This window comes from Kitasatospora sp. NPDC087271, from assembly GCF_044744605.1.
Lineage (GTDB): Bacteria > Actinomycetota > Actinomycetes > Streptomycetales > Streptomycetaceae > Kitasatospora.
In genome coordinates this window covers 21,370-42,099 of record NZ_JBIUYQ010000022.1, presented here as the reverse complement: position 1 = coordinate 42,099, position 20,730 = coordinate 21,370, and the positions used below count along the sequence as shown (strand labels likewise).

26 protein-coding genes are annotated in these 20,730 nt (G+C 73.1%); 12 read left to right on the top strand and 14 right to left on the bottom strand.

The genetic code is table 11. The features are described from left to right. Positions 1–40: 40 nt before the first annotated feature. Positions 41–712, top strand: coding sequence for a fasciclin domain-containing protein (locus tag ACIO9K_RS29540; protein WP_363624026.1), 672 nt, complete (start codon positions 41–43; stop codon positions 710–712). 606 nt (positions 713–1,318) lie between these two features. On the opposite strand, the gene ACIO9K_RS29535 is transcribed toward ACIO9K_RS29540, so the two are convergent. Further along, the gene (locus ACIO9K_RS29535) at positions 1,319–2,227 is read right to left on the bottom strand and encodes a MerR family transcriptional regulator (RefSeq protein WP_400334661.1); all 909 of its coding nucleotides are present in this window, start codon (positions 2,225–2,227) and stop codon (positions 1,319–1,321) included. 541 nt (positions 2,228–2,768) lie between these two features. Further along, a complete protein-coding gene (gene sigK / locus ACIO9K_RS29530; protein ID WP_400334659.1) occupies positions 2,769–3,395 on the bottom strand; it encodes an ECF RNA polymerase sigma factor SigK in 627 nt (208 codons plus the stop codon). A 343-nt stretch (positions 3,396–3,738) separates the two neighbouring features. On the opposite strand from sigK, the gene ACIO9K_RS29525 reads away from it, so the two are divergent. The 5 genes from ACIO9K_RS29525 to ACIO9K_RS29505 all read left to right on the top strand — a co-directional run bounded on the left by ACIO9K_RS29525 (position 3,739) and on the right by ACIO9K_RS29505 (position 6,746). Continuing rightward, positions 3,739–4,278, top strand: a complete 540-nt coding sequence (locus ACIO9K_RS29525; RefSeq protein WP_400334657.1) for a SigE family RNA polymerase sigma factor — start codon at positions 3,739–3,741, stop codon at positions 4,276–4,278. After that, positions 4,278–4,916: a PASTA domain-containing protein gene (locus ACIO9K_RS29520; protein WP_400334540.1), complete on the top strand. Its 639-nt coding sequence runs from the start codon at positions 4,278–4,280 to the stop codon at positions 4,914–4,916. Before ACIO9K_RS29525 ends, ACIO9K_RS29520 begins: the two co-directional genes overlap by 1 nt. Before the next feature lie 226 nt (positions 4,917–5,142). Continuing rightward, entirely contained in the window at positions 5,143–5,775 is a 633-nt protein-coding gene (locus tag ACIO9K_RS29515) for a carbonic anhydrase (protein WP_363586774.1), read from the top strand. Positions 5,776–5,980: 205 nt separating this feature from the next. Continuing rightward, positions 5,981–6,622, top strand: coding sequence for a flavin reductase family protein (locus tag ACIO9K_RS29510; protein ID WP_363624020.1), 642 nt, complete (start codon positions 5,981–5,983; stop codon positions 6,620–6,622). Then, positions 6,609–6,746, top strand: a complete 138-nt coding sequence (locus tag ACIO9K_RS29505; RefSeq protein WP_400334665.1) for a hypothetical protein — start codon at positions 6,609–6,611, stop codon at positions 6,744–6,746. Before ACIO9K_RS29510 ends, ACIO9K_RS29505 begins: the two co-directional genes overlap by 14 nt. Here ACIO9K_RS29505 and ACIO9K_RS29500 read toward each other — a convergent pair. From ACIO9K_RS29500 to ACIO9K_RS29485, 4 genes are all read right to left on the bottom strand, one after another. Continuing rightward, positions 6,743–7,249: a DUF6882 domain-containing protein gene (locus ACIO9K_RS29500; RefSeq protein ID WP_363586772.1), complete on the bottom strand. Its 507-nt coding sequence runs from the start codon at positions 7,247–7,249 to the stop codon at positions 6,743–6,745. The two genes, ACIO9K_RS29505 and ACIO9K_RS29500, sit on opposite strands and share 4 nt — an antisense overlap. Before the next feature lie 87 nt (positions 7,250–7,336). Continuing rightward, a complete protein-coding gene (locus ACIO9K_RS29495) occupies positions 7,337–7,924 on the bottom strand; it encodes a hypothetical protein (protein WP_063352909.1) in 588 nt (195 codons plus the stop codon). A gap of 303 nt (positions 7,925–8,227) precedes the next feature. Continuing rightward, a complete protein-coding gene (locus ACIO9K_RS29490; protein ID WP_400334537.1) occupies positions 8,228–8,452 on the bottom strand; it encodes a DUF4287 domain-containing protein in 225 nt (74 codons plus the stop codon). Positions 8,453–8,569: 117 nt separating this feature from the next. Then, entirely contained in the window at positions 8,570–12,547 is a 3,978-nt protein-coding gene (locus ACIO9K_RS29485; protein ID WP_400334535.1) for a Pls/PosA family non-ribosomal peptide synthetase, read from the bottom strand. Positions 12,548–12,872: 325 nt separating this feature from the next. Here ACIO9K_RS29485 and ACIO9K_RS29480 point away from each other — a divergent pair, with 325 nt between their 5' ends. Continuing rightward, positions 12,873–13,592, top strand: coding sequence for a histone deacetylase (locus ACIO9K_RS29480; protein ID WP_400334533.1), 720 nt, complete (start codon positions 12,873–12,875; stop codon positions 13,590–13,592). 175 nt (positions 13,593–13,767) lie between these two features. On the opposite strand, the gene ACIO9K_RS29475 is transcribed toward ACIO9K_RS29480, so the two are convergent. From ACIO9K_RS29475 to ACIO9K_RS29465, 3 genes are all read right to left on the bottom strand, one after another. Then, positions 13,768–14,241 (bottom strand): NUDIX domain-containing protein, encoded by a 474-nt coding sequence (locus ACIO9K_RS29475; RefSeq protein WP_400334531.1) that lies wholly within the window; start codon positions 14,239–14,241, stop codon positions 13,768–13,770. Between the two features lie 75 nt (positions 14,242–14,316). Continuing rightward, positions 14,317–14,565, bottom strand: coding sequence for a hypothetical protein (locus ACIO9K_RS29470; RefSeq protein WP_400334529.1), 249 nt, complete (start codon positions 14,563–14,565; stop codon positions 14,317–14,319). Continuing rightward, the gene (locus ACIO9K_RS29465) at positions 14,565–14,765 is read right to left on the bottom strand and encodes a hypothetical protein (protein WP_363378178.1); all 201 of its coding nucleotides are present in this window, start codon (positions 14,763–14,765) and stop codon (positions 14,565–14,567) included. Before ACIO9K_RS29465 ends, ACIO9K_RS29470 begins: the two co-directional genes overlap by 1 nt. 116 nt (positions 14,766–14,881) lie before the next feature. On the opposite strand from ACIO9K_RS29465, the gene ACIO9K_RS29460 reads away from it, so the two are divergent. From ACIO9K_RS29460 to ACIO9K_RS29450, 3 genes are all read left to right on the top strand, one after another. Beyond that, positions 14,882–15,721: a helix-turn-helix transcriptional regulator gene (locus ACIO9K_RS29460; RefSeq protein WP_363624006.1), complete on the top strand. Its 840-nt coding sequence runs from the start codon at positions 14,882–14,884 to the stop codon at positions 15,719–15,721. Beyond that, entirely contained in the window at positions 15,711–15,917 is a 207-nt protein-coding gene (locus ACIO9K_RS29455; protein WP_400334527.1) for a DUF397 domain-containing protein, read from the top strand. The genes ACIO9K_RS29460 and ACIO9K_RS29455 overlap by 11 nt, the downstream gene beginning before the upstream one ends. Before the next feature lie 69 nt (positions 15,918–15,986). After that, complete coding sequence (locus tag ACIO9K_RS29450; protein ID WP_400334525.1) at positions 15,987–16,178, top strand: DUF397 domain-containing protein; 192 nt, start codon at positions 15,987–15,989, stop codon at positions 16,176–16,178. A gap of 126 nt (positions 16,179–16,304) precedes the next feature. On the opposite strand, the gene ACIO9K_RS29445 is transcribed toward ACIO9K_RS29450, so the two are convergent. From ACIO9K_RS29445 to ACIO9K_RS29435, 3 genes are all read right to left on the bottom strand, one after another. Further along, positions 16,305–16,814 carry a nucleoside deaminase gene (locus tag ACIO9K_RS29445; RefSeq protein ID WP_400334523.1) on the bottom strand — a complete coding sequence of 170 codons (510 nt, stop codon included), beginning with the start codon at positions 16,812–16,814 and terminating at the stop codon, positions 16,305–16,307. Positions 16,815–16,890: 76 nt separating this feature from the next. Continuing rightward, entirely contained in the window at positions 16,891–17,361 is a 471-nt protein-coding gene (cynS, locus tag ACIO9K_RS29440; RefSeq protein WP_350881326.1) for a cyanase, read from the bottom strand. A 91-nt stretch (positions 17,362–17,452) separates the two neighbouring features. After that, positions 17,453–18,067: a carbonic anhydrase gene (locus ACIO9K_RS29435; protein WP_400334521.1), complete on the bottom strand. Its 615-nt coding sequence runs from the start codon at positions 18,065–18,067 to the stop codon at positions 17,453–17,455. A gap of 122 nt (positions 18,068–18,189) precedes the next feature. Here ACIO9K_RS29435 and cynR point away from each other — a divergent pair, with 122 nt between their 5' ends. Beyond that, a complete protein-coding gene (cynR, locus tag ACIO9K_RS29430; protein ID WP_400334519.1) occupies positions 18,190–19,098 on the top strand; it encodes a transcriptional regulator CynR in 909 nt (302 codons plus the stop codon). Positions 19,099–19,226: 128 nt separating this feature from the next. Here cynR and ACIO9K_RS29425 read toward each other — a convergent pair whose 3' ends face one another. Continuing rightward, positions 19,227–19,499 (bottom strand): hypothetical protein, encoded by a 273-nt coding sequence (locus ACIO9K_RS29425; RefSeq protein ID WP_363623997.1) that lies wholly within the window; start codon positions 19,497–19,499, stop codon positions 19,227–19,229. 241 nt (positions 19,500–19,740) lie between these two features. Between ACIO9K_RS29425 and ACIO9K_RS29420 the strand changes: the two genes are divergently transcribed. Next, entirely contained in the window at positions 19,741–20,232 is a 492-nt protein-coding gene (locus tag ACIO9K_RS29420; protein WP_363623995.1) for a GPI anchored serine-threonine rich family protein, read from the top strand. Here ACIO9K_RS29420 and ACIO9K_RS29415 read toward each other — a convergent pair. Then, entirely contained in the window at positions 20,216–20,530 is a 315-nt protein-coding gene (locus ACIO9K_RS29415) for a hypothetical protein (RefSeq protein ID WP_363623993.1), read from the bottom strand. The two genes, ACIO9K_RS29420 and ACIO9K_RS29415, sit on opposite strands and share 17 nt — an antisense overlap. Between the last annotated feature and the right edge of the window lie 200 nt (positions 20,531–20,730).

The following is a 20,730-nucleotide window of genomic DNA, read 5'->3' as shown; positions in this document are numbered from 1 at the left end:
CCGGGATCCGCCCGATGCCACCTGACAGGAGAATCCGTCCATGAACACGACCGTCCTGGTCCGCAAGCCCTTCGCCGCCGTCCTCGCCGCCGGCCTGCTGGCCGCCTCCCTGAGCGCGTGCAGCAGCGGCGGCGACGCGAAGTCCTCGGACACGGCCAAGAGCACCACCGCAGCCGCCGCGGCCCAGCCGTCCGGTGCCCCGGCTTCCGGTGCCCCGTCCGCCGAGCAGGTGACGGCCGGGCAGCCGTTCGGCACCGCGTGCGCGGCCGTCCCCAAGGACGGGGCCGGCAGCTTCAGCGGCATGGCCAAGGACCCGGTCGCCACCGCCGCCTCCAACAACCCGCTGCTGTCCACCCTCGTCACCGCCGTCAAGCAGGCCGGCCTGGTGGACACCCTCAACTCCGCGAAGAACATCACCGTCTTCGCCCCCACCAACGACGCCTTCGCCAAGCTCCCGAAGAAGGACCTCGACGCCGTCCTCGCCGACAAGGACAAGCTCACCAAGATCCTCACCTACCACGTCGTCCCCCAGCGCCTGGCTCCCGCGGCACTCGCCGGCGGGCACAAGACCCTGGCCGCCGACGACCTCACCGTGACCGGCGCCGCCCCGGACTTCACCGTCAACTCCGCCGCCAAGGTGCTGTGCGGCGACGTCCAGACCGCCAACGCCACCGTCTACATCGTCGACACCGTCCTGATGCCCGCCTCCTGACCCGGCATCAGCCCATGAACCGCGGCCCCGGGCGAACAACCCCCCGGTAGCCGGGGGCCGCACCCCCACCTCCCGCCCCCGCTTGCTTGCCCGCCAGCTGACTATGTAGACCGACCGACATATTCTCCCCACGTCCTGTCTCGCAGGCCTGCCCGTGCACAGGAAGTCGGACCCGCCGACTTCCTGTGCACGGTGGCATGGCGGCACTGCGGCGCTGCGGCCCAACCAGGGAAATATGTAGACCAACCGGCATATTTCTTCTGGGCCACGATTCCGGCCGCGGGGGGGGGGGGGGGGGGGGGGGGTGGCGGCCGCCCCCCCCCCCCCCCCCCCCGCCCCCCCCCCCCCCCCCCCCCCCCCCCCCCCAAATATAGATACGCCCCAATATTTTTCCGTTTCGCAGGCCGCTCGCCTGCAGGCCCCGCCGCGTGGCGAAGCCGAGGGCGAGCCACCCCGCACAGGAAGTCGGGCAGGCCGACTTCCTGTGCGCACTGCGGGCACGATCAAATCTGTAGACCGGTCGGTATATTCACTCCGGAGCCGGCGGCGCGAGCCCGCGGGCAAGGCTGTATGGCGCACGTTCCGCGGTTCCGCAGGGGCGGGGGTTCAGCGCAGCAGGTGCTCCAGCTGGTCGAGGGCGGTGGGCAGGTCGCGGGGGCGCAGGGCGCCCGGGGGGCGACGGGGGCCGGTCCAGCCGGGGCCGGCGGTCAGGACGACGGGACGGGTGCGGGCACCGTGGGGGCCCCAGGCGGTCTCGGCGACACGGCGGGCCAGGGCCCGGTCGGCGGTGCGGGCGACCTGGGACCAGAGCAGGACGGCGGGCGGGCCGGTGCGGCGGACCGCTTCCAGCAGGGCTTCGGTCGGCAGTGCCGGGCCGAACATCCGAAACGGCAGACCCCGTTCGGCCAGCCCCGCAGCCAGCGCCTCCAGCGGCAGGGCATGCAGTTCGGTGGGCATGCCCGCGAGCAGGACGGCCGGACCCTGAGGCGGCTCGACCCGGTCGGCGGCGCGGCGCAAAGCAGCGGCCACGTGCCAGGACAGCAGGTGCTCGACCTCGACGTAGCGCTCGCCCTCGGCGGCCCACTTGCGGCCGGCGGCGCGCAGCGCGGGCATCATCACCTCGGTCCAGGCGGCGACCGGGCCGAGGGTGTCGACGCTGTGTCGCAGGATCCGGGCGAGCTCGGGGGCGTCGAGGCGAACGGCCGCGCGGGCCAGCCCCCGGCATTCGGGGCGGACGGTGCCGACGGGCAGGGCGTTCCCGCCACCGGGGGCCGACCCGCCGGCAGCCGGCCCCGCCGGCTCGCGAGCCTCGGGCGGTTCTGGGGCCTCGGCGGCGAGGGCGAGGCGGGCGGCCTCGGCCGGGGTGACGCCGCGGGCGGTCAGGCGGCACATCTCCGCCAGGACGGCGACGTCCCGCGGGCTCCACTGGCGGTGGCGCCCGGGGTCGCGCCGGGCGGGGCCGATGCCGTAGCGGCGTTCCCAGGAGCGGACGGTGGTCGGGGAAACGCCGAGCATGCGGGCGAGGGCACCGGTGGTCAGGCTGGCCTGGGCCGGCGGCCGGTCGGCGGAGGCAGCCGCGGGGACGGGGACGGGGACGGGCACATGCGTGAGCCTATGCGGGACAGGCCGGGGCAGCGGGCGTCGCGGACGCGGACGGCAAGCAGGGCTCGTTCCCCGGAAGCCATCGGCGCGCGCAGGAAGTCGGGCTCGTCGACTTCCTGTGCGCACCACGACCGCGGGTCCGAGCAGAATATGTAGGCCGGTCTACAGATTCGCCCCCCCGGCGCGCCGAGAACCCCGGCAGGGCAGGCCCGGACACAGAACCAAGCCGCCGGCGCGCACAGGAAGTCGGGCCCGTCGACTTCCTGCGCGCACCACGACCGCGGGTCCGAGCAGAATATGTAGGCCGGTCTACAGATTCCCCCCCGGCGCGCCGAGAACCCCGGCAGGGCAGGCCCGGACACAGAACCAAGCCGCCGGCGCGCGCAGGAAGTCGGAGCCATCGACTTCCTGTGCGCACCACGACCGCGGGTCCGAGCGGAATATGTAGGTCGGTCTACAGATTTGGCAGGCGGGTGCGGGCGCGGGGCTGTGCCGGGTGGGGTGGGGGGTCGGCGAGTTGGGTGCGCAGGCGTAGCAGGGCGTCGCGGATGCGGGTCTTGACGGTGCCGAGGGGGGCGCCGAGGGCTTCGGCGGCCTGGGCTTGGGTGCGGCCGCCGTAGTAGACCAGCAGCAGGCATTCGCGCTGGACGTCGGTGAGGGTGGCCAGGGCGCGGCGGACCCGTTCGCGTTCCCGGCCGCGGTCCAGGTCGCGTTCGACCTGGTCGGCGACCTCGTCGAAGACCGGGGTGTAGGCGCGCAGGGCGGCGGTGCGGTCGCGGTCGGCGGCGGCCTGGGCGGAGCGGACCCGGTCGACGGCGCGCCGGTGGGCGAGGGTGAGCATCCAGGGCAGGACCTCGCCGCGTTCGGGACGGTAGCGCGCCGCCTCCCGCCACACCTGCAGGAACACCTCCTGGGTGACCTCCTCGGCCTGGGCGTGGTCGCGCAGCACCCGTAGCACGAGGCCCAGGACGGTTCCGGCGGTGGCGGCGTACAGCTCCTCGAAGGCCCACTCGTCGCCGCCGGCCACGCGTGCCGCCAGGGCGCGCAGCCCGGCCTGTCCGCCGCCGCCCGGGGGTTCGATGCCGGGGGGTTCGGTGCCGGGCGTCTCGTCTGACGGGGGCCGGGGTGCCGGGGGTCGGGGTGCCGGCCGGTCGATCAGTGCGTGCACACTGCGACCGTCCCGGAGCGGCCACCGCCCGGGCTACTCGCATCGTTTGCGCATCGTTGCGCCCGCGTGTGTGCTCCCCGGGCTGCCGCGGTGGTCCGGCCCGTCCGGCCCGTTCGGCCCGTTCGGCCCGTTCGACTTCGAAGCGTTGTGAGGCGCGTCACTTTCGCGGTGGCGGTGCAGCAGGGCGGTGCCGGGGGCCGTCATGGGGGCGAAGGTGACGGCGGAAGAGTGAAGAGAGCGAGGGCGGCGGGTGAGGCTGCGCAGGGCCAGTCCCGGGATCGACTTCGTCGAGTTCGTACAGCAGCGTTCGGGCGCGCTGTTCCGGACGGCGTACGTGCTCACCGGGGACGCGCACACCGCGGAGGACCTCGTCCAGGAGGCGCTGGAACGATCCTGCCGCAACTGGCGGCGGGTGGCGGCCGCGGAAGCGCCCGAGGCGTACGTGCGCCGGATCCTGGTGAACCTGGTCAACGACCGCTGGCGGCGGCTGAGCCGCTCCGGCGAGCGGCCCGCCGCGGCGCCCGGCGCCGAGCGCGCCGACCCGCGCGACGCCTACCGGTCGGTGGAGTTGCGCGCGGAGCTCGTCGCGGCGCTGCACACGCTGCCGATGGGGATGCGCACCGTGGTCGTCCTGTACTACCTCCACGACCTGGGGGACCAGGAGATCGCGCAGACGCTGGACATCTCCCCCGGCGCCGTGCGCTCCCAACTCGCCCGCGGCCTCGCGAAACTGCGGTCCGCACTGCCTCGGCAGGACGTCCCGTCCGCGCCGCCGACCTCGCGCGGAGGTGCGTGATGACCCGCTTCCCGTCCCACGATCCCGGCCCCGACCCCGACCACCCCGCCTCCGACCCCGCCTCCGACCCCGGCTCCGACCCCGACTTCGACAAGGAACTCCTCGCCGCCATGACCGCATTCGCCGACAACACCCCGGCCCCCGTCATCGACGCCCTCGCCATCCGGCGCACGGTGCGCCGTCGCACCGTGCTCAGCGGCGCGGTGGCGGCGGCCGCGGTGGTCGCCATCGGCACGGGTGCGGCACTGCTCGCGCCGGGTTCGGGTCCGTCGCCCTCCGGCGGCCTGCCCGCGGGCCCCGCGAACGCCTCGGCGCCGACGTCGTCCGGCACACCCTCCCCCGGCGCGCCCTCCGACACGCCCACGCCCGGGCCCTCGATGGCCTTCGGCACCCCCACGCCGCCGCCGATGCAGCCGACCGACGGGGTGCAGGTGAGTGTGCCGCCGCTCGCCAACCTGGCCAAGGACGCGGCCATCAGGGCGCTGGAGACGGCGGGACTGCGCTACGAGGTCCACGAGTTCACCGACTGGAACGTGCCCGCCGGGTCGGTCATCAACTCCGAGCCGCAGGCCGGCCGCACCACACCTGCGCACTCGACGGTCCAGGTGTTCGTCTCCAAGGGCAGGCCGGGCCGCTGACCGACACTGCCACGTCCAACGCCGCTGCGCAGGAGGCTAGTTGACGATACCCACCGGCCTCCCGCCACACGGGCGGCGAAGGGGCCGGGCGGGGCCGGACGAGGCCGTGCGCAGCGGGGTGGGCGGGCCGTGGACTGGGCCGGCCGGGTGAGGAGCGACGCGGTGCCGGGCCCCAGCCCCGGCCCCCCTGCTGCGGGCCCCACCTGCGGCGATCTAGGGTGCAGGCATGATCTCCTCACCGATATCCGGCCCCGACCAGGCGATGCGGGTGCTGATGGAGGGCAATGCCCGTTTCGTCGCGGGCAGCCCGGAGCACCCCAACCAGGACGCCGGGCGCAGGGCCGCCCTCGCTCCGGCACAGCGGCCCTTCGCGGTGCTGTTCGGCTGTTCGGACTCCCGGCTGGCGGCCGAGATCATCTTCGACCGGGGGCTGGGCGACCTGTTCGTGGTGCGGACGGCCGGGCACGTCACCGGGGCGGAGGCGCTGGGCAGCATCGAGTACGGGGTGAGCGTGCTGGAGTGCCCGCTGGTGGTGGTGCTGGGGCACGACTCGTGCGGCGCGGTGGGCGCGGCGATGGAGGCGCTGGACCAGGGGCGGCTGCCGGGCGGGTTCGTGCGGGACGTGGTGGAGCGGGTCACCCCGAGCGTGGTGTCGGCCCGGGCCGCGGGCATCGAGGACCCGGACGGGATCGTCGACGAGCACATCCGCCAGACCGTGGACCTGCTGCTGGAGCGTTCCCAGCTGTTGGCCGCCAAGGTGGCCGAGGGCGCGGCGGCCGTCGTGGGCCTGTCCTACCGGCTGCGCGACGGCCAGGCCCGTACGGTGGCCGCTCGCGGTCCGGTCAGCGCCGCGTTCTGACCGCCGGCCGTACGGGTGCTGAACCCGCCCGTACGGCCGAACCGGTGTGTCGGGGCCGAGCCGACGCGTGCAGGGCCGTCCGGCGTAGGGCCGTCCGCCCCCGTCGGGGCCGGGAACGCCGTGTCCGATCACCGCCAGCGCCCCCTCCAGGGCGGGGGCAGAGTCGGAGACCGGCAACGGTTTCCCACTCAAGGACGGCATTCCCGTGCACAAGGCCACCGACCTCAAGGTTCTCTATTTCGGCACCCCGGTGGTGCTGATCAGCTCGCGCAACGAGGACGGCGGCGCCAACCTGGCGCCGATGTCCTCGGCGTGGTGGCTGGGGCAGTCCTGCGTGCTGGGCCTCGGCAACACCGCCCAGACGGCCGTCAACCTGCGGCGCGAGGGCGAGTGCGTGCTCAACCTGCCCTCCTCCGGGCAGGTCGACGCCGTCGACGCCCTCGCGTTGCTGACCGCCAACCCGGATCTGACCGAGCACCGGCGGCAGCAGGGCTACCGCTTCGAGCGGGGCAAGTTCGCCGCCGCCGGGCTCACCGAGCAGCCGTCGGAGCTGGTGCGGGCGCCGCGCGTCGCCGAGTGCCCGGTCCAGTTGGAGTGCCGGTTGGAGGCGGCCGCGCCGCTGGCGGGCAACCCGCACTGCACCGCCTTCGAGGTCACCGTGGTGCGCGCGCACGTCGAGGAGCGCCTGATCGTGCCCGGTACGGACCACTACGTGGACCCGCTCGGCTGGGATCCGCTGATCATGAAGTTCTGCGAGTTCTTCGGCGACGGGCGCCGGCTCGCCCCTTCCCGTCTCGCCGAGGGCTGGCAGATGCCGGGCCGCCTGCCCGCCGGTGTCCGGGCCTGACGCCCCGCCGCGGGTCCGCGAGCTCCCGCCGCCCGCCCGGCCGCCCGACGAGCCGCCCGCCTACCCGACCGCCCGCCCGTCCGTCTGGCCGCCCGACGAGCCGCCCGCCCGTCTGGCCGTCTAGTCGGCCGCCGCGGCGGGCACCAGGTCGTGGAGCAGGAAGTGGAGCTCCGTGTCGTCCGTCGACTCCACCCACAGCCCGTCGGCGTCGAGCACCGAGGCCGCGACCATCCGCGCCTCGGCGACGAGTTCGGGGTGGGAGTCGAAGCCCGGCCACGGCAGGACGGGGAAGTCGTTGTCCTCGCCGAAGCGCCGCACCCGTTCGATGTCGCCCAGGACGGCGGGCGGCAGCGACTCGTTCGCCCAGGACCACAGCCAGGTCTGCCGGGCGAGGCTGACGCTGCCGATCATCGTGAGCCGGCCGGTGAGGAACACCTCGCTCTTGCGCGACCACTTCCTCCTGCGCGACCAGGTGATCCGCGCGTCGTCCATCGACCAGTGGTACTGCACGTCACCTGACAGTCCGAAGCGCTCGACCATGAGGGCCTGCCGCGAGCGGGCACGTTCGCGGGCCGCGATCACGACGCCCTCCCACCGGGAGTGGTCGTGCTTCGAGTGGTCGTCCACCGTGCCTCCTCGTACGGAACTGCCGGCAAGATCATCCCATCCGGCCTGCTGCTCCGTCCGGGCCCGGCGTGATCCGCAGGAGAGCCCCTACGCGCTGGCGCCGCAGGAGTCGCAGATGCGGGTGGCGGGCAGTTGGAGGAAGCAGGAGGGGCAGATCGCCGGGGGGCGGGGCGGGGTGGCGGCGGCCGCCTTGCGGTTGACGGCCGCTTGCAGGCGCGGGGCCAGGGCGGGGGTGCCGCCGTCGGCGGGCAGCTGGGCGCCGAAGTGCCGGTAGCAGGCGAGGCGGGCGGCGGCGGCGTGGTGTTCGCGGTCCATGTCCGCTGCCAGCGGCGGCTGTCCGGCCACGGCCAGTACTTCCTGGTAGCCGACGCCGACCATGCCGTCGGTGGAGTGGACCACCAGTGCGGTCAGCGGCGGGTCCCCGCGGCGGTGTGCCTCGCGCACCACCAGGGCCAGGACTTTGCCGATCCAGGTGCGCTGGTGCACCCGGGTGCGCACTCCGGCCGCCTCCTGCACGGTCTCGGCCAGTTCGGAGTAGGTGATCACCGCGTGGTAGCGGCGGGCCACGTCCACCAGGGCCGGGTAGGCGGCCCTGGTCCAGGCGACCTGGGCCTGGGTGGAGCTGACCGCCGAACCGTCCGCGACCCGCCAGTAGCCGCGCTGTTGCTGTTCCATTCGACCGCCCCTGAAACCTCGTCCGCCGGCCCCCGCCGGGAGCGAGGCTACCCCGCCCTCCGGCGCCTCGGGCCGCCGGGGGCTTGACTTCAAGTGCTGTTGAAGTCGTCGAATGGGTCCCGACCGCAGCCGTACGGGCATCGCGGTCGATGCCCCGCCCGTACGGAACGACCCGGGTCCGGGGCTGCCTGCTTCCCGATCGTGCCGCAGGCGGCCCCGGCCCCGTCGTCGTCCGCCGGCCCGCCATCCACCACCCGCCACGGGGCGCAGGCCGGGCGTCACCAGCAGCGCCGGGCGACGGGCTCAGGCCGCGGCTTCGGCTTCGGCTTCGGCGAGGGTGTGGGCGACGAGGGCGTTGGCGTGGCCGTGGCCGAGGCCGTGCTCGGTCTTGAGCCAGGCGACGAGTTCCATGTGCTTGCTGAGCGGGGAGGCGCGGATGAGGTCCTTCCACTCGGCGACGGGCCGGCCGTACTTCTTCTCGATGGACGGGAAGTAGCTGGCGGGGCCCTTGGCGGGGGTGGCGGTCATGGCCGGTACGCCCTTTCGGGAGCGGACGGGAACGGACGGGAACGGATGCGGTCGCGGTCTACCCAGGTAGGACCGCGACCGCATCGTCAACTCATCGCCCAGCCGGAGTGACCCGCGTCACACTCCGACCTTGCGCTTGGCCCGCCGCCCGGCGGCCGGGGTGGGGTCGGCGTTCCAGGCGGCGACGGGGTTGCCGAGCCAGCGGGTGGTGCCCGGGACGTTCTCGCCGCGCATGACCAGGGATGCGGGGCCGACGGTGGTGCCGGCGCCGAGGGAGGAGTTGAGCAGGACGATGGAGTGCGGGCCGGTGGTGGAGCCGGGGCCGAGGTGGACGGGGCCCAGGCGCATGACCCGGTCGTGGAAGAGGTGGGTCTGCAGGACGGTGCCGCGGTTGACGCTGGCGCCGGCCTCGACGGTGACGAGGTCGCTCTCGGGCAGCCAGTGGGTCTCGCACCACACGCCGCGCCCGATGTGGGCGCCGAGGCTGCGCAGCCAGGCGTTGAGGTAGGGCGTGCCGGTGATGCTGGAGCCGCCGAAGGGCATGGCGAGTTCCTCGACGAAGCTGTCGTAGAGCTCGTTGCGCCACACGAAGGTGGACCACAGGGGGTGTTCGGCGACGCGGAAGCGCCCGACGAGGAGCCACTTGGCGGCGGTGGTGACCAGGCAGGCGACGACGGCGGCGCCGATGAGGACGAGGCCGGCGGCGGCCAGGGCGCGCGGGAGGCCGTAGTCGTCGCGCAGTTCCTGGAGGGTGGCGAGGACGAGGTCGCCGAGGAGGGCGGCGAGGACGATGGGCAGCAGGCGGCACAGCTCGACGCCGGCGCGGGCCCACATCAGGCGCCGGGGCGGGTTGTAGGTGCGGGCGTCGCCGCCGGCGGCCGCGACGCGCGGCAGGGCGAAGGCGGGACGGCCGAGCCAGGAGGAGCCTTCGGGGGCGTTGACGGGGGTGTCGGACAGGACGCCGACGAGGGAGTTGTCGGGCAGTCGGCGGCCGGGGCCGACGATGCCGGAGTTGCCGACGAAGGAGCGGCGCCCGACGTGCGAGGGGCCGATGTGCAGCCAGCCGGCGCGCAGCTCGTAGGGGGCGACGAGGGTGTCGTCGGCGAGGAAGGCGCCGTCGTCGACGCGCATCAGGCCGGGCAGGGCCAGGACGGTGGAGGCTTCGACGCGGCGGCCGACCTTGGCGCCGAGCAGGCGCAGCCACACCGGGGTGAAGAGGCTGGCGTAGAAGGGGAAGAGGGTGCGCCGGGCGGTGTCGCTGAGCCGGGTGACGGCCCAGGCGCAGAAGGCGACGCGGCCGTGGGCGGGGTGGAAGCCGGGGCGCAGCGGGATGGACAGGAGGCGGACCGTGGTCGCTATCAGCGTGGCGTGGCACACCAGGGTGAGGGCGGCCAGCGGGATGGTGGCGGGCAGGAGTTGGAGGAGGGCCGCGGTGAGGGTGCGGTCGGTGTCGACCATCGTGAAGACGATGGCGAGCGCGGGGAGGGCGGCGATGATCGGCAGGAGGCCGAAGACGGTCAGGCCGACGCCGTAGGCGAGGTTCCAGAAGCGGGAGCGGGGGGTGGCGGCGGCCGCGGGCCAGGTGGTGCGGGCCTCGGTGGAGGGCCGGGCCGGGGAGCCGTGCCAGTGTTCGCCGGCGGGTACGGCGCCGGTGACGCAGGAGCCGGGGGCGATGTCGGCGCCGGCGCCGATGCGGGCGCCGGGCATGAGGGTGGAGCGGCCGCCGATGCGGGCGCCGTCGCCGATGTCGATGTGGCCCAGGTGGAGGGTGTCGCCGTCGAGCCACCAGCCGGCGATGTCGGCTTCGGGTTCGACGGTGGCGCCGGCGCCGATGCGGGCGAGGCCGGTGACGGGGGGCAGGGTGTGCAGGAGGACGCCGGCGCCGATGCGGCAGCCGAGCGCGCGGGCGTAGCGCAGGGCCCAGGGGGTGCCGGCGAGGGCGCCGACGCCGAAGAGGGTGACGGCGCGTTCGGCGGCCCACAGTCGCAGGTGGGCCTGGCCGCCGCGGGGGTGGCTGCCGGGGCGCAGGCCGGCGGTGAGCAGGCGGGCGGTGCCGGCGGCGAGGAGGGTGCGGCCGGGGGCGCTGTAGAAGAGGAGGAGGCCGGCGGCGACGGGCCACCAGGAGCTGTGCGGGGCCCAGCTGAGGTGGTTGCCGATGAGGTTGTCGAAGGCGGTGAGGGCGAGGATCCAGCGCAGTCCGGAGATGCCGAAGACGCCGAGCAGGATGAGGGTCTGCCACAGGCCGGCGCTGGCGGGGGTGCGGCGCACGGTGCGGACGGGGGCGGGGGTGGGGGTGCGCGCGGCGCCGCCGGCATGAGGGGGGCCGGCGAGGTTGTCGAGGTAGTCGGCGAGGTCGCCGAGGACGGGGTGGGCGTAGAGGTCGGCGACGGAGACGCCGGGGTGGCGGGTGCGCAGTTCGGAGACGAGGCGGGCGGCGGTGAGGCTGGAGCCGCCGAGGGCGAAGAAGTCGTCGCCGTGGCCGGGGGCCATGCCGAGCATGCTCTCCCAGCGGCCGGCGAGCCAGCCGGCGGTGCCGTCCAGGGGGGCGGCGGTGCCGGGGGTGGCGGTGCCGGTGGTGGCGAGCGGCCAGGGCAGGGCGTTGCGGTCGACCTTGCCGGAGGTGCGGGTGGGCAGGGAGTCGACGAGGGCGAGGACGGGCACGAGCGGGGCGGGCAGGCGTCCGAGCAGGTGCTGGCGGGCGGCGGTGAGGTCGGGGGTGGTGCCGGGCTGGGCGACGAGGTAGCCGACCAGCAGGTCGGCGCCGGCGGGGCTCTTGCGGACGGCGGCGGCCGCGGCGCGGATGCCGGGCAGGGCCTGGAGGGCGGCGTCGATCTCGCCGAGTTCGATGCGCCGGCCGCCGAGTTTGATCTGGTCGTCGGCGCGGCCGACGAAGACGAGGCCTTCGGGGTCGTTGCGCACGAGGTCGCCGCTGCGGTAGACGCGCGGGGAGGCGAGGGCGGGGTGGGCGCTGAACTTCTCGGCGTCCTTGGCGGGGTCGAGGTAGCGGGCGGTGCCGATGCCGGTGATGAGGAGTTCGCCGGTCTCGTACCAGGGGACGGGGTGGCCGGCGGCGTCGACGACGGCGATCTCCCAGCCGTCCAGGGGGGTGCCGATGCGTACGGGCTGGCCGGGGAGCATGCGGGCGGCGGTGGCGACGACGGTGGTCTCGGTGGGGCCGTAGGTGTTCCAGAACTCGCGGCCGGGGGTGGCGAGGCGCTCGACGAGTTCGGCGGGGCAGGCCTCGCCGCCGACGATGATCAGGCGCACGGCGTCCAGGCACTCCTGCGGCCACAGGGCGAGCAGGGTGGGGACGGTGGAGATGGCGGTGATGCGGCGCTCGACGAGCCAGGGGCCGAGGTCGGTGCCGGCCTTGACGAGGGAGCGGGGGGCGGGCACCAGGCAGGCGCCGTGGCGCCAGGCCAGCCACATCTCCTCGCAGGAGGCGTCGAAGGCCACCGACAGGCCGGCCAGGACGCGGTCGCCGGGGCCGAGCGGCTGCTGCTGGAGGAAGAGGCGGGCCTCGGCGTCGACGAAGGCGGCGGCGGAGCGGTGGGTGACGGCGACGCCCTTGGGGCGGCCGGTGGTGCCGGAGGTGAAGATGATCCACGCGTCGTCGGCGGGGGTGGGCCAGGCGGGGTTGCCGCGGGGCTCGGCCCCGGAGCCGGGGGCGAGTCGGCGTTCGGCGCCGAGGACGGCGCACACCTGGGCGTCCTGCCAGATCATGTCGGCGCGCTCGTCGGGGTCGTCGGCGTCGACGGGCACGTAGGCGGCGCCGCAGCGCAGCACGGCCAGGATGGCGACGTACAGGTCGGCGGTGCCGGAGGGGATGCGCACGCCGACCCGGTCTCCGGTGCCGATGCCGTGCCCGGCGAGGACGCCGGCGAGGGTGTCGACCTCGTGCATGAGGGCGCGGTAGTCGAGTACGGCGGTGCCGGTGTCCAGCGCGGGTGCGTGCGGGTGGGCGTCGGCGGTGGCGGTGACGATGTCGAGCAGGCTGCGGGGGTGCGCGGGCCGGACGGCCGGCCAACCGGCGGCGTGGGCGGGCCCGGGACGGTTCAGCGTTCCCGGTCCTGCCATGTCCTGGCGTGCGTCCATAAGGAGTGTCCTCGGCTGGGAGTAGTCATAAGGATGAATGCGGGGAGTCACCTTGCGTGGTGCCTCACTCACCATGACTCGACTGGGAGCCCGCTGGATGCCGTGAAGGTGGAGTCAAAGGAACTTTTCATTTTCGGCGACATATGGGGGCATCAGGGAACGATTCGAAAGTCATTTCGGGGTTTTTCGATCGCTTTCGGTGGCGAAGGGTAATCGCCGGAGGCAGGAGGCATATGACGGGAAGGCGAAGAGTGGTCTACGCCATAGCGGCGGGGACGCTACCGGTAGTGAAAGCGGACCCACCAAATCTGGAGGTTTAGCGATGATGGTGGCCGGATCCCGCCGGTGGCTGGCCGGGGGCGGGGGCGGCGCTTCCGGTAGCCCGACCGGCGGCGCGGAGGGCAGTGCGGAGGGCGGCACGGGGCTCGTCTGGTACGCGGCGTACGGGTCGAACCTGCACGCCGCCCGGCTCGCCTGCTACCTGCGCGGCGGCCGCCCCGACGGCGGCGCGCGCACCTACCCCGGCTGCCGCGACCGCCGCCCGCCGCGCCGGGACGTGGCCACGGTGCTGCCCGGCACGCTGTACTTCGCGCGGGAGTCGGCGGTGTGGGGCGGCGGCAGCGGCTACTACGACCCGGACGCGTCGGGCGAACTTCCCTGTCGCATCTACTTGGTGACGGTCAGTCAGTTCAGCGACATCGCCGCCCAGGAGATGCACCGTTCCCCCGGCGCCGACCTCGACCTCACCCGCGCCCTCGCGCACGGACGCGACCGACTCGGGCCCGGCCGGTACGAGACGCTGGTGCACGCGGGCGCACTGGACGGGCACCCGCTGCTGACCTTCACCGCCTCCGAAGGCGTGGCCGGCGCCGAACTCAACCCTCCCTCGGCGCCCTATCTGCGCACCCTGGCCGCCGGCCTGGCCGAGTCCCACGGCTGGAGCGCGCGCCGCTGCGCCGACTACCTGGCCTCCCGCCCGGGCGCCGCCGGGCACTGGAACGCGGCGGACGTCCTGGCCGTACTGGGCGGTGGTCTGGACCTTTAGGCGTTGTTCACCCCGTGGTGACCGTACGGTGACAACTACGTGGGTTCCGGCCACATCAGGCAAAGGAAGCGCCAGGCCACCGCACGGGTGAACCGGCGCTTCCCGCCGACGGGTGGCGGCGAATGGCGGCGGCCACCCGGCGGCTTCGTCAAAGGCGGTTTTAAGATCGCGCCCTTCAGCTTGAGCGTTGGCCGTGGAGGAGGAGGGGGACGGCGCGGTTGGCGAGGGCTTCGGCGGCGCGGGCCGCTTGGGCGGGGGCCATGACGTCCGGGAGTTCGTGGGCGGGGACGAAGCGGGCGCCGAACAGGCCGCTGCGGTGCCGGGGCGGGACGGTCAGGCGGGCGGCGGCGTGCTCGGTGACGGTGCCGCCGTCGAAGACCAGGTTGAGGCGCTCCAGGTAACGGTCGGCGGGGGTGAAGTCGACGGCCAGGACGTCCGTGAGGCGCAGGTTGAGGCCGGTCTCGGCGTGGAGGTGGCGGGCGGCGGCGAGGTTGGGCGGCTCGTTGGGCTGGGCGGCGCCGCCGGGCAGGATCAGGCCGTCCATGTAGTCCGGGTCGACGAGGAGGACGTCGCCGCGCGGGTTGCGGACGAGGACGAGGCAGCCGAGCCGGCACACCGGCGGCTTGGCGAGCAGACGGGGGTCGCGCATCGGGTAGTTCACCTTCTGAGGGCGGCGAGGAGCAGGAGGGAGAAGCCCGCCCACCAGAGCAGGCGGACCAGGAGTTCAGCCGTCATGCGTCAGGCGCTCGTAGCGCAGCCCCTTGCGCAGCAGGTCCACGACCCGCAGGAGTGCGGACGGGCGGGCGCAGCCGAGGCCGATGAGGTAGCAGCCCGTCCTGCGGCCGTGCTCCCAATCCACCTCGACGGAGGGCAACTTCACCCCGCCGAGGGCGAGGACGGCCGTCAGGTCGTCCAGGACGTCGGCCGCCTGGCGCCGCTGGTCGGCCGTGGCCCGGTAGACCTTCTCCCCCATCACGCCCCCACCTGCCGCCGAACCTCGAACCCCCGCCACGCGCTGAAGGCAGCGGAGAAGGAGGAGAAGGAGGCCAGCTCACCCGAGGTGCCGCTGCGCAGCCACTCCCCCGTCGTCTCGTTCCGCACCCGGTAACACCGGCCCTCCGGGTCCCAGCGGACCCCGTAGCCGTGGAGCCGGGGCACTTGGACATCGCCCATGGGAGTAACCTTCCGCGATCAGAGTTTCACGTTCTGTGCACATGGTGGCTCTGTGTCGCCTAGCATCGGAAGTGGCAGACGACTTGACCTCGGTGGTCTGGAGAGTTGGAGCAGCCATGGTGAACATCAAGGAAATTGACCCGCAGTCATCTCCCTGGGCTCCGTTCGGGGTCCAACTCCGCAGGTCACGCAGGGCGATGGGGCTCAAGCAGGAACAGCTCGCGCGCAAGATCGGAGTCCACCCGTCCTACGTCTCGTTCGTCGAACTTGCGCAGCGACCGCCGAGTGAGAAGTTTGCTACCAAGGCCGACGAAGTCCTGCAGACCGGCGGGACCCTGCTGCTGATGTACTGGCAGCTCAAGCACACTGCCCTGGTCCCGGGCTTCCCCGAGTACGCCAACTACGAGAACCGTGCCGCCGAGGTCAGGCTGTTCTCGATCGACATCGTGTCTGGCCTGCTGCAAACCCCGGCCTACGCCAGCGCTTGGGAAGCGGGCAACGTCCGGCGTGGCAACGCCACCCCCGAGCAGGCCGAGGAGCGGGTGAACTTCCTCATGACGCGCCAGCAATTCCTGAACCGCACCCCTCCGCCTCTCCTTCATGCGGTTCTCGACGAGAGTTGCCTGCGTCGGACTGTCGGAGGAACAGAGGTGATGATCGAACAACTGCGGCACCTCGATGAGTTGGCCGCAAACCCGAACATCCTCCTCCAGGTAGCCCCGTATTCTTTGGGTGAGGACCGGCCTTTCAGCTCACACGTGACGTTGCTGACCATGCCGGACCGCAAACTGCTCGGATACACAGAAACCGAGCTGCGCGGGTACCTCGACCGCGATATCAACGCTGTCCTTCCGCTAGCCAGGGACTACGATCGGCTGCAGATCGGGGCACTGAATCAGGCCGCATCCGTGAAGATGATCCGTGCGGTACGGAAGGACTATGAGGATGGACGTTGACCTGGCTAGCGCCGGCTGGCGTAAAAGCACGTACAGCGGCGGGCAGAACGGCTGCGTCGAGGTCGCCGACGGCTTCACCGGCCTCATGCCCGTCCGCGACTCCAAGGACCCCGAGGGCCCGGCCCTTCTCTTCTCCTCCGCCGCCTGGCAGGCCTTCGTCACCGCCACCCGTACCGGCGAGTTCGACTCCAACTAGGCCTATCTGACGCCGGAGTGGGAAGTCATCCCCACCGACTTCCCACTCCACCCACAGGAGGCAACCGCGATGGACACCACCTGGCGCAAGAGTTCGCACAGCGGCAGTGGCGGTCAGTGCATCGAGGTAGCCGACGGCTTCACCGGCGTGCAGCCCGTCCGCGACTCCAAGGACCCCGACGGGCCCGTCCTCCTCTTCCCCTCCCCCGCCTGGCAGGCCTTCGTCACCGCCGTCCGCGCCGACGAGTTCGACGCCCGGTAGACCCGCCTCTCGGCGAACTGATCCGTGGCCTGCGGAGGAGAAGGCTGACTGCGGCGTGGACCCGGCCGTTCTCCAGCCGGATCCACGCGGCCTTCTCGATCGGCTCGGGCATCGTGTGCGCCCTCGTCAGGGCGCGACGGGCGCGACGGGCGCGCCGGCGACGCGGCGTTCGCCGCCGTTGCGCTCGCGCCACGCCCGGTAGACGTCGATGGCCGCGTCGCTGGGCCGGTAGCGCATCGGCAGCCGGCGCTCGTCCCAGTTCTTGGCGAACTCGGTGTAGAAGGTGGCGAGTTCGAAGTACTTGCGGTCGTCGACGTAGTGCGGTTCGTAGTCGTCGCGGGTGGTGAGGAAGACGACCTCGTCGGGGCTGCAGTAGTAGAGCGAGCCCAGGCACATCGGGCAGGGGTGGGCGAGGACGTAGATGGTGGTGCCGGTCAGGTGCTCGGTGCCGAGCCTCGTGCAGGCGTCGCGGATGGCGAGGATCTCGGCGTGCGCGGTGGGGTCGCCGGTCTGGGCGACCTTGTTCGGACTCTCGGCGAGGATCTCGCCGTCCTTGACGATGACGGTGGCGAACGGGCGCCCGCCTTCGGCGACGTTGCGGCGGGCGAGGTCGATGGTGTGCTGGGCGAAGTCCACGGTGGCGGTTCCTTGCTGGTCGGGGGTGGGACGGCGGGCCGGGGGACCCGTCGGTCCGCCCCGGCCCGCACGGGGATCAGAACGGCTTGGTGGGCAGGTACTTGCCGTCCAGGGTGATGACGGCGCGGTGGCCGCCCTCGGGGTCCTCGACGGTCTTGACGTCGAGCTTGAAGTTGATGGCGCTGATGATGCCGTCGCCGAGCTGCTCGTGGACCAGGGCCTTGAGGGTGGTGCCGTAGACCTGGAGCATCTCGTAGAAGCGGTAGATGGTCGGGTCGGTGGGGATGCCGCCGGGGATGCTGCCGCGCAGCGGGATGGTCTGGAGCAGCCGGGCCGCGTCCTCGTCCAGGCCCAGGAGCTCGGTGACGGCCTTGGCCGCGTCGGCGGGCAGGGCGTGCTGGCCGAGCAGGGCGGCGGTGACGAAGGCGACGGACAGGCCGGTCGTGTCGGCGAGCTCCTGCCAGGTGAGGTCCTTGCGGGTCTTGGCGTCGACGACCTCCAGGGCGAGCTGCTGACGGGCGGTCTGGTCGAACTGCGCGTGCACCATGGGATGGGCCTTTCGGGGATGGGTCCGGGGCGGGTGCCCGGACCTGGTCTGGGGATGGTGGGAGGGAGTGGTCGGGGGGGGGACGGGGTGGTCAGCCCGCCAGGGCGACGAACCGTCCGCTGTCGGTGTCGAGCGTCTCGGCGGAGCCGGATCCGATGTCGTAGACCCAGCCGTGCAGGGTCACCCTGCCCTGCACCAGGGCCTTGGCCACCGACGGGTGGGTCTTCAGGTTGGCCAGCTGGGCGAGGACGTTGTCCTTCACCAGGGCGGCGACCCGCTCCGCGCCGGCCGGGTGCTCGGCCGCGTCGGTGCGGGCCTTGGCGACGTCCGCGTGGTGCAGCCAGGTGGCGACGGCGGGCAGGCCGGTGAGGTCGCCACCGGAGGCGAGGGCGGTCATCGCGCCGCACGCGGAGTGCCCGCAGACGATCACGTCCGTGACCCCGAGCACGCCGACCGCGTACTCGATGCTCGCCGCGACACCGTCCGCGCCCCGGGTGTACGGGGGCACGAGGTTGCCGGCGGTGCGGATGACGAACAGCTCGCCCGGATCGGTCTGGGTGATCAGCTCCGGCACGACCCGGGCATCCGAGCAGCCGATGAACAGCGCGGTCGGCTGATGGGTGGTGGCGAGCCTCTTGAACAGTGCCGCCCGGGTCGGGAACACGTCCCGGCTGAACCGCTGGAAACCCTGCGCCATCTCGTTCATGAGGTCACTCCTTCTTCGACGACCGTGGTGCCTGCCGATGGCCTCAACGATGCATGACCTGGTCCTATAGTGTCCAAGACGCGGTAACCATCACTGCCATCAGCACTGCCTATAGTTGGCTCATGGAACTGCGCCACCTCCGGTACCTGCTCGCCGTGGCCGAGCACGCCAACTTCACCCGCGCCGCCGAAGCCCTGCACGTCTCGCAGCCGACCCTCTCGCAGCAGATCAAGCAGCTGGAGAGCTCGCTGCACGTGCAGCTCCTCGACCGCTCCGGGCGCACCGTGCGCCTCACCGACGCCGGCCAGGCCTACGCCCACTACGCGCGCCGGGCCCTGCGCGACCTCGCGGCGGCCGAGCGCGCGGTGCGGGACGTCAAGGACCTCTCACGCGGCACCCTGCGCCTGGCCGTGACCCCGACCTTCACCGCCTACCTGACCGGGCCGCTCATCGGGGACTTCCACGCGCGCCACCCCGGGATCAGCCTGGACGTCCGCGAGATGGCACAGGAACGCATCGAGTCCGAGCTGGCCGCCGACCAGCTCGACCTCGGCATCGCCTTCGGCGGAGCGCACCTGCCGGCCATCACCGCCACCACCCTGTTCACCGAGCACCTCGGCCTCGTCGTCGCCTCCGACCACCCGTACGCGGCCCACCCGGGCCCGCTCCCGGTCCGCGAGCTGGGCGACCAGCAACTCGCTCTGCTCAGCGGCGACTTCGCGACCCGGCAGCACATCGACCGGTTCCTCTCCGACCACCGGGTCCGGCCGCGGATCGCCGTCGAGGCCAATTCCGTCAGCGCGCTCGTCGCGATCGTCCAACGCACCGGCCTCGCCACCGTGCTACCCGACGCCACCACCCGCGAACACCCCCACCTGCGCTCCGTCCCGGTCGACCCGCCGCTCCCCTCGCGCGCCGTCGCCCTGCTCCGCCGGGACACCGCCTACCAGAGCGCCGCCGCCCGCTCCTTCGGCGACCTCGCCCGACACCGGGCCCACACCTTCGACTACACGCCCGACGGCCCGGCCTGAAGCGGGTCGCGCCCCGCGGCCCCGCCCGGGAGAGGACCACCCCGACGACCGCGGAGTGGGAAGTCGGCCCGGCCGACTTCCCACTCCGCCCGCCCGCGCCCTGCGCACCGGCGGGCCCGGTCACGCACTCAGGACGAGCCTTCACCACGGATCAGCCGCAGCGCCGGCCCTGCACGCCCGGCCACCCGCCCGGCCCTCGGCCGCTGGGCTTCCCGCTGGGCTTCCCGCTCGGCCTCCTGTTCGGCCACCAGGTCCGCCGACACGCGGGCGCCCAACGCCCGCAGCTCGGCCTTGCGCTCCTCGTCGGCCTCCTCGTCGCCCGGGTAGGCGGCCACGTACTTGACGCCGTGCTCGTCCTCCCAGGCGTAGCTGCGGTACTGCGTCGTCACCTCGTCCGCCACAGGGAACCTCCGTTCCTCGTCTTCGGGGTGACCCACCGTAGGCGACCGACCTGCACCGGGAAAGGGGCCGTGGCGCCCGCACCGCACGCCCCGTCACGCGGCTGACGGGCCGCTTGCCGCCCTCGGACCTCGGGCCACGCCCCCCCTCACGGGCCCTCCGTCACCGACGGCCGTTCCCCCGATCGAGGGAAGCGGCGCCCGTCCGTGCGCTCACTCCGGGCCGAACCGAGACACTGGGGCCATGAGGATCTGGAACGGACCCGTCCTGGGCGTGGTGGCACTGGCCGCCGCCGCCATGCCGAGCCTGCTCGCCACGGTGCCGGCACAGGCACAGGCCACCGGTCCGGCGGTGGCCGCCCACTCCGCCGAGCGCACGTCCCGGCGCGACGTCTACGTGCCGCGCGTTCTCTCCCCTCGCGCGGGGACGGTCTGGCGGGTCGGCGAGCGGGTCGAAGTCACCTGGGACGTCTCGGATCCGCCGGCGCAGATCACCAACCGCACGGGGTCCATCGCCTTGCGCGCGGGCGGCGTCACCCTCCTCGACCGGGTCCTCGCCCGTGACTTCGACATCCTGCTGGGACGGATGGAGGTGACCGTGCCGAACGTCCCCCCTGGAGACGACTACCGGGTCGTCCTGTCCGGTGATTCCGGCAACTGGTCCGAGCCCTTCACGATCACGTCGGACGGACGGGCCGCCCCGCCGCCGGGTGCGCCGGCTACTCGTCGTCGGTGAAACTGACCGAGCCGATGCCGCTCTGGGTGCTCGAACCACCCGACCTGATGGTCTTGATCTCGTCCCGGCAGCCGGCGCCGAGGTAGACGGTCGCCTCCGCGTCGGTGTCGTTGTACAGCTCGGTGACGCGGCGGCCGAGGTCGTAGCACCGGTCGCCCTCGGGGTTCTCCAGCGTGTGCTCCTGGTTGTTGCTGATGTAGGTGAAAGTCCCCTCCGCGGCTTGGGCGTCGGACGGGACTGCGATGCACAGAACCGCAGCGGCACCGACGGTGACCAGCGTCCTTCCGAGGCTCTTCACGGACTCGTCTCCTTTGAACGGCGGGCTTCCTCAGCGCTGCCAGTGTGGCCGTTCGGACACGCGAGGACGCGGGACGTCACTCGAATGGCCCTTCGACGGCGTTTCCCCGCCCCCGAAGAGTGGTGTTGGGCGATAGGAGGGTTCGCCCCCGATTCACCGGCCAACTTCTTTGTGCCATCTGCCAGTACGGCGGCCCGCCG

What these genes read in the sequence shown, in the direction of transcription:
- ACIO9K_RS29435 (WP_400334521.1), bottom strand. Translation starts at nt 18,067, where the DNA reads ATGAACGAGATGGCGCAGGGTTTCCAGCGGTTCAGCCGGGACGTGTTC.
- ACIO9K_RS29475 (WP_400334531.1), bottom strand. Translation starts at nt 14,241, where the DNA reads ATGCGCGACCCCCGTCTGCTCGCCAAGCCGCCGGTGTGCCGGCTCGGC.
- ACIO9K_RS29535 (WP_400334661.1), bottom strand. Translation starts at nt 2,227, where the DNA reads ATGCTCGGCGTTTCCCCGACCACCGTCCGCTCCTGGGAACGCCGCTAC.
- ACIO9K_RS29450 (WP_400334525.1), top strand. Translation starts at nt 15,987, where the DNA reads ATGGACACCACCTGGCGCAAGAGTTCGCACAGCGGCAGTGGCGGTCAG.
- ACIO9K_RS29420 (WP_363623995.1), top strand. Translation starts at nt 19,741, where the DNA reads ATGAGGATCTGGAACGGACCCGTCCTGGGCGTGGTGGCACTGGCCGCC.
- cynS (WP_350881326.1), bottom strand. Translation starts at nt 17,361, where the DNA reads ATGGTGCACGCGCAGTTCGACCAGACCGCCCGTCAGCAGCTCGCCCTG.
- ACIO9K_RS29480 (WP_400334533.1), top strand. Translation starts at nt 12,873, where the DNA reads ATGGTGGCCGGATCCCGCCGGTGGCTGGCCGGGGGCGGGGGCGGCGCT.
- ACIO9K_RS29470 (WP_400334529.1), bottom strand. Translation starts at nt 14,565, where the DNA reads ATGGGGGAGAAGGTCTACCGGGCCACGGCCGACCAGCGGCGCCAGGCG.
- ACIO9K_RS29495 (WP_063352909.1), bottom strand. Translation starts at nt 7,924, where the DNA reads ATGGAACAGCAACAGCGCGGCTACTGGCGGGTCGCGGACGGTTCGGCG.
- ACIO9K_RS29455 (WP_400334527.1), top strand. Translation starts at nt 15,711, where the DNA reads ATGGACGTTGACCTGGCTAGCGCCGGCTGGCGTAAAAGCACGTACAGC.
- ACIO9K_RS29520 (WP_400334540.1), top strand. Translation starts at nt 4,278, where the DNA reads ATGACCCGCTTCCCGTCCCACGATCCCGGCCCCGACCCCGACCACCCC.
- ACIO9K_RS29465 (WP_363378178.1), bottom strand. Translation starts at nt 14,765, where the DNA reads ATGGGCGATGTCCAAGTGCCCCGGCTCCACGGCTACGGGGTCCGCTGG.
- ACIO9K_RS29515 (WP_363586774.1), top strand. Translation starts at nt 5,143, where the DNA reads ATGATCTCCTCACCGATATCCGGCCCCGACCAGGCGATGCGGGTGCTG.
- cynR (WP_400334519.1), top strand. Translation starts at nt 18,190, where the DNA reads ATGGAACTGCGCCACCTCCGGTACCTGCTCGCCGTGGCCGAGCACGCC.
- ACIO9K_RS29540 (WP_363624026.1), top strand. Translation starts at nt 41, where the DNA reads ATGAACACGACCGTCCTGGTCCGCAAGCCCTTCGCCGCCGTCCTCGCC.
- ACIO9K_RS29490 (WP_400334537.1), bottom strand. Translation starts at nt 8,452, where the DNA reads ATGACCGCCACCCCCGCCAAGGGCCCCGCCAGCTACTTCCCGTCCATC.
- ACIO9K_RS29460 (WP_363624006.1), top strand. Translation starts at nt 14,882, where the DNA reads ATGGTGAACATCAAGGAAATTGACCCGCAGTCATCTCCCTGGGCTCCG.
- ACIO9K_RS29485 (WP_400334535.1), bottom strand. Translation starts at nt 12,547, where the DNA reads ATGGACGCACGCCAGGACATGGCAGGACCGGGAACGCTGAACCGTCCC.